Source organism: Draconibacterium sp. (assembly GCF_041583095.1).
In the GTDB taxonomy this organism is placed as follows: Bacteria; Bacteroidota; Bacteroidia; order Bacteroidales; family Prolixibacteraceae; genus Draconibacterium.
The window spans coordinates 1-6216 of sequence record NZ_JBFHGM010000290.1 but is presented as its reverse complement, the minus strand read 5'-3'; the positions used below and the strand labels follow the sequence as shown (position 1 = coordinate 6216).

The 6216-nt window shown below is 40.6% G+C and carries 6 protein-coding genes; 3 read left to right on the top strand and 3 right to left on the bottom strand.

What is annotated here, in order from left to right; translation table 11 throughout:
* Both ABZB17_RS19265 and ABZB17_RS19260 read left to right on the top strand, forming a co-directional pair.
* Positions 1–845: T9SS type A sorting domain-containing protein (locus ABZB17_RS19265; protein ID WP_372652658.1), on the top strand; the 845-nt coding region annotated here is incomplete at its 5' end.
* Between the two features lie 95 nt (positions 846–940).
* Positions 941–1054, top strand: a complete 114-nt coding sequence (locus ABZB17_RS19260; RefSeq protein ID WP_372652656.1) for a DUF2202 domain-containing protein — start codon at positions 941–943, stop codon at positions 1052–1054.
* Between the two features lie 35 nt (positions 1055–1089).
* Here ABZB17_RS19260 and ABZB17_RS19255 read toward each other — a convergent pair whose 3' ends face one another.
* A complete protein-coding gene (locus ABZB17_RS19255) occupies positions 1090–1512 on the bottom strand; it encodes a hypothetical protein (protein WP_372652654.1) in 423 nt (140 codons plus the stop codon).
* Positions 1513–1710: 198 nt separating this feature from the next.
* On the opposite strand from ABZB17_RS19255, the gene ABZB17_RS19250 reads away from it, so the two are divergent.
* Positions 1711–2433, top strand: a complete 723-nt coding sequence (locus ABZB17_RS19250; protein ID WP_372652652.1) for a peroxiredoxin — start codon at positions 1711–1713, stop codon at positions 2431–2433.
* A gap of 26 nt (positions 2434–2459) precedes the next feature.
* On the opposite strand, the gene ABZB17_RS19245 is transcribed toward ABZB17_RS19250, so the two are convergent.
* Together ABZB17_RS19245 and ABZB17_RS19240 are read right to left on the bottom strand one after the other, a co-directional pair.
* A complete protein-coding gene (locus ABZB17_RS19245; RefSeq protein ID WP_372652650.1) occupies positions 2460–4013 on the bottom strand; it encodes an ArnT family glycosyltransferase in 1554 nt (517 codons plus the stop codon).
* Between the two features lie 147 nt (positions 4014–4160).
* Positions 4161–6023 (bottom strand): sulfatase, encoded by a 1863-nt coding sequence (locus tag ABZB17_RS19240; RefSeq protein WP_372652648.1) that lies wholly within the window; start codon positions 6021–6023, stop codon positions 4161–4163.
* Positions 6024–6216: the final 193 nt, after the last annotated feature.

The window sequence follows — 6216 nt, the reverse complement described above, 5'->3', positions numbered from 1 at the left end:
TTTCCGGTGAAGGTGTTTCCGGGCTTTATTTCGATCCGTCAGTGGCCGGAGCTGGAACACATACCTTAACTTACACCATAAACGAAAATGAATGTACAGGTGAAATTGAATTTCAGGTAGTCGTGGATTCTATCATTCAGCCCCAAATATTAAATGACAAGCTTACTTTCTGCGAAGACCAACAAGCCGTTTTAATCGAGGCAGTTCCCGAAGGTGGAATCCTTTCCGGTGAAGGTGTTTCCGGGCTTTATTTCGATCCGTCAGTGGCCGGAGCAGGAACACATACTTTAACTTACACCGTTAGCGAAAATGAATGTATTGGAGAAACCGATTTTCAGATTATTGTATACGAAAAACCGGAAGTTGATTTGGGCCCCGATCAGATTTTAGGAATTGAAGATTCCATATCACTCCACATTCCAAACACGGATTGTTCGATTGTTTGGTGCGATGGATCAACCGAAGCTAAAATTACCATTCTCGCGAGCGAACTCGGTCTGGGTACCCATCCGCTTTGGGTAGACATATTAAATGACAGCTATTGTTTTTCGTCGGACACCATATTTGTCACTGTTCAAAATTTAAATGCTGTTTTTGAGCAGGAAAATAACAATGAAATTATAATCTACCCAAATCCTGCAAACAAAGGATTTACTGTACAATTGAATCAAAACGAATTAATTGAAGAGCTGTATGTATTTGCGTCAACCGGGAAAATGATACTGAAAAGGCAAGCGTCCACAACATCCTACTTCGATATTTCATTTCTCTCATCCGGGGTGTATTTCATAAAAGTTGAAACAAACCTGCGAACGGCACAAATATGCCTTGTAAAACTGTTATGAGCCATGAACAAGATTAAAATACAAAAAAGACAAAAAGATTATCCAGCCTAAATTTACATTGCGGCTGCAGATGATATCATCTAAAAATACATGTCATGAAAACAAAACATCACCTGAGGGCTTTTGTGCGCGACCTAAATAATAGAGACATTGATTATCAGCCACGAATATTGACCACCGATCAGTTTAACGACATTATAAATAAATAATAATGGTTTTTTGAATAAATGAAGATCCCCTTGCTTTAAAAACTAATACGGAGCGTTATTCCGGTTGGGTAACTTTGTGGATGCGAACAATAGAATCCGCCAGGAATAACCTCCAACTGAAAGGAATCGGAGAATTGAACTTTACGAATTCTATCGATACGTGATATACCGGTCATGTACATCGTAAATCCAATTATGGTGGCTGCTACTCCACCGGTCATCAAAGTAGCCGCTGTTACACACAATACACTTGTTTCTCCCGACGAACAGTCATCATTTAGTGCAGCTCCGCCCAAAATTCCTAATAATCCTGCTGCTGCTCCTGAAATTGCCATAGTTTCGCCCATTCGTTCCAGGTTTATTGCTTTTTGATAGTACAGATTAAGTTCCTCACTCGAAGCCCGTTGCAGATTTCTTATAGAGTAAGTTCCTTGTGCATTACCGGCAACAACCAGCAACAGAAAAAATAATCCGGTGATTAAATACTTTTTTATAGCCGTTCACTTTTGGTTTACAAACAAGTTACAAATAACATACTGATATTCAACAATTATAGAAAATAACACCCTGTTAACAAACCTTCATTTTATAAATATGTTATTGATTAAGAATACAATAACTGAATAAACGGTTAAAACAACTAATTGCTGAGAATTATGAAACAACTTGCATTAACTTTTCTGATCGTACTTATTTCAATAACAAGCTGGTCAAAAGACAAAAAGGCTCCGTTGATTGGAGATAAAGCACCTTCATTTACCGAAAAAACAACAAACGGAATATTGAACTTTCCCGAGGATTTTGGTACCAACTGGAAAATATTATTCAGCCATCCGCTGGATTTTACGGCTGTTTGTACTTCAGAGTTGTGCGGTCTTGCCCGTAACCAGGAAAAGCTGAATGCATTGGGTGTAAAAGTAGCCGTTGTTTCAATTGATGAAATCGACAGACATTTATTGTGGAAAGAATTTATGGAAAGGGTGCTAAAGGATGAAGGCACAAATACTAAAATCGAATACCCTATTGTAGCTGATCTTTCGGGAGAAGTATCGAAAAAATACGGCATGTTGCATCATTCGGTAAACGACAAAAGGGATGTTAGAGGTGTATTTATTATTGACCCGGACAATATCATTCAGGCCATTTCATTTTACCCGATGAATGTGGGACGAAATATGGATGAAATACTGCGAACAGTTGAAGCATTGCAACTTACACAAAAAGAGAATGTGCTAACACCAATGGATTGGCAACCAGGCGACGATGTTCTTGTTCCTCATAAACCATATACATCCGACGAGTTGGAGCAAAATCCGGAACTAAAGGGCCAGTATTACCAAAAAGGCGAATACATGTGGTTCAAAAGAATGAAGAAATAATAACTGAATGAGTTGTCGAAGACAGTCTAGTGCTTATAATAAACCCCGGTCGACTTTCGGCTAAACAGGTCTTGGCCTTTACCAAGGCACTCGAGATTCGGAATTTCATCCATATAGCTCAAATCATAGTTTCTACTCAATACCAATACATCTTCATGACTGGCCAGGTAGTCTATTAAATTCTGCTCATCTTGAAAAACAGGAATTTTACCGTGTGCATAAAAAGCAAACGCATGGTGGAAGTCTTTATAGGCAACCACCTCGTTATGAGCGCTTACAATTTCGCCATATTTATGAACCGGTGATTGATCATCCAAAACCTGAAAAGGTTTCCAAAAAACAATAAAGGTAGTTACCATAAAAGCAGCAGCAATCGCAAGCAATCCATTCTCTGAAGATTTTTTTCTTAAAAACAAAGCAACAATTCCACCAATAGGCATTGCAACCATAAACCAGGCGATCCAATCCACATTTTGCAGCGGGGAATATTTCATAAAGAAGAATACTGCAATTGGCAGAAGCAGGGCCAAAAACACCATTATATAAGTTTCAATCCTCGTTTTGCGACGCGATTCCGGATGAGTACTGAGTACTGCAATAGTATTTCCAATCATTAAACTAAAAAAAGGATAGGCCGGCGAAGTATAATTTATCAGCTTGGTTTGCGACAGGGCATAAAACCCCACTACAACCAATGTTGATAAAGCGGCCATCACCATCAACGGATTATTTTTTCGTTGCTGCCACGTTTCTTTAAAAGCACGAACGGCGAATACTGAAAATGGAAGCAATCCTGCCATCACAAAGATAAATGGCATTACAAACGGTGCGTGATGCCCACTTATGCCGGAATCAAACCGATTTAAATTGTGCTCGAAAAAGAAAATACGTGTCCATTCTCCACCGGTTTTTACATGTACTGCGTAGTACCATGGTAAAGCCACGGCCGAAATCAGTAAAATTCCCCACCAAGGTTTTTGTTCCAGAATTCGTTTCCATGTAAATGTTTTTGTTACCAGCATAAACAGCAAAATGGTCAATCCCGGCAACAACAAACCAACCGGCCCTTTGGCAAAAATTCCTAATCCCAGGAAAATATACATCAAAGCAAACCACTTCCATTTGCGCGAATGCCAGCCCTCATAAAAAAAGTATATGGAAAGCGTGTGACAAAGAATGAGATATGGATCGGGTGTGGCCAACCGGAACTGAATTATAAGATGCAGTGAAGCCAACATGGTCAAAGCCGACCACCACGCAACTTTCTCGCTCCAGTGGCGTCGTGCAATCCAGAAAGTTGCCAGTACAACCAATAAACCGCACAAAGCCGAGAAAAACCGGGCACCAGCTTCGTTTATACCTAATAAATAATACCCGGCAATCATTCCGTAATATTCCATTGCCGGTTTATCCGTGCGAAGTTCTCCGTTGAAAGTTGGAACAATCCATTCCTTATTTTGCATCATTTCACGTGCACATTCGGCATTTCGCGCTTCTGCCCGCTGAAAAACACTTGTTCCTCCCAAAAACGAGAAAAACAACAAACCGCTAAACAATAAAATCAACAAAAAATATTTCATAATTTAATTTTATATACCAAACTATGATTCCCCGACTTAAAACAAACGAATACCTCTATTGTTTGAATAAAACTGGTATGCTTTTTTCACTTCAGTCAGATTTATTAACACCAATTTTAAATTAGATCCTTTCACACGTTTATTAAATTACTGCCCATTTTGCACAGCCAATTCTACACAGCGCAAAAGGTAATTATCGTACATTTTATTTCCTTGTGATTCCTCATTTCTGTTAGTGTAAAAATCCGTAATCCATTTATTAATTGCCGGACTCTCAAAATCAACAGCTTCAACACTGTTCAACACCCAGGTACGGTCCATCATCGTACTTTTCTCATCCATAAGAATCCGCAAGAAGATCTTTTCTGCCAGTTCTTTTTCTCCCATGTGATACAATGATTCACCAATTAAAACGGCTGTAGCAGCTGCCTCTTCATCGGCCGCAGCTTTTAGTGCCGGCAATGCCGGTTCCGCATTATCAATATGAATCAATAAGCCGGTAGCCCCCCAGTAACGTATTGCTGAATCCTCATGTTTAAGTAACTCAATGTAGTCTGGAATCGATTCGTTACCCGGCTGAGTTGCCAGTTCTGCAGCTGCCAATAATTCATCAAACGGACAAGCTGCAGACCGCATGTAATCGTACATCGATCCGTCTCCTGCCCTTTTCGTGTATTCTGTTTCAGGAATCAGCGCCACATCCCTGATCTCTTTCATCCAACGGACATTCTCTTTTCGCATACGTTCCAGCACGTCTTTGTAAGCCGGATCATTGGCCAGGTTATACAATTCATTTGGATCGTTCTCTGTATCGTAGAGCTCTTCAACAGGTTTGGTTTCAAATGCCATACTTTGCAAATCGTTACACTTTCCGGCCAGGTAATAATCTTGCCACGATTGGGCAGAACGGGCATTAAACAAATAAGCCAAATGCTGCAGGTAAATCCTGAAAGGCATGTAATTACGAATGTAACGGTACTTTTTGTCTCGCACGGCACGGCTCATATCAATACGTTCATCCATCCGGCTGCGGGTCATATGAACGTAGTCGGGCTCGGGTTCAACTGCATTGCCCAGAAAAGCGTTGCCCTGCATGTAATCCGGTTTTTCGGCTCCGATAATACTTAGCAAAGTTGGAGCAAGGTCCACAAAACTGATATTGCGATCAACGGCATCGCCAGGTTTTTCGGCAGGAAAATAGTTCTTGTACTTTTCAGGAATACGAACTATAAACGGCACCCATGTTCCGGTTTCGAAAATATAACGTTTACTGCGGGCCAACACTCCGCCATGATCGGAATAATAGAATACGATGGTATTATCGGCCAGTCCGCTTTTCTCCAGCTCTTTTAACAGTTCGCCAACCTGCGCGTCCATATCCTCCACTTTGTCGTAATACTGCGCCCAATCGTGGCGCATCTCTTTTGTATCAGGATGATGCGGTGGCAAAACCACATCCTCCGGTTTGTGCCTTAATTCATCATCAGGAATAAAAGGGAAGATCTGGCTTTCGTGCGTTGTTGTTAAATTAAATATGGCAAAGAACGGTTTGCCTTCCGGACAGTTTTTCCAATGTGCCTTTCGGCTGCACTCGTCCCATATGCTGTTGTAATCACCTTTAAAATTATAATCGGTTTTTACATTGTTGGTGCAGTAGTAACCGGCCTTTCTCAGTAGTTCGGGATAAGGAATAACCACTTCCGATTTCGGATAGGTACTCCGCATTGGCTCGTTCCCGTTCGATGCGGCATAAACACCGGTAATAATAGTATTTCGGGCAGGTGCACAAACCGGGCAGTTGGCATACGCATTGGTATAACGGAAACCGTCTGAGGCCAGTTTATCAAGCGTTGGCGTAGTGGCAAAGGCATCGCCGTAACACCCCAGATACGGACTGTTATCTTCGCTGGTGATCCACAAAATGTTTGGCCGGTTTTGCTGAGCACTAACATGCATACTCAACAAAAGCGCAAATAATAAAACGATCCGGCTGATTCTTGTCTGATTCAATTTTAGCATTTTGGTTTAGTTTTTTAGCTGATTTAGAAAGTTTTATAAACAGTCATTGCTGTCCCATTAAAATCTAATAATGTTCTTTGAAAATATTGAAATTTAGTTAGTTGCAGGCGATTTTCGATTAAACGGATTTCAATTTGCATTTTCGCTATTCATAAACAGATTAGCAAATGCATAAGAATAAATA

Excerpts from the sequence above, each read along its gene's own strand:
- ABZB17_RS19260 (WP_372652656.1), top strand. The coding sequence starts at position 941 with ATGAAAACAAAACATCACCTGAGGGCTTTTGTGCGCGACCTAAATAAT.
- ABZB17_RS19250 (WP_372652652.1), top strand. The coding sequence starts at position 1,711 with ATGAAACAACTTGCATTAACTTTTCTGATCGTACTTATTTCAATAACA.
- ABZB17_RS19245 (WP_372652650.1), bottom strand. The coding sequence starts at position 4,013 with ATGAAATATTTTTTGTTGATTTTATTGTTTAGCGGTTTGTTGTTTTTC.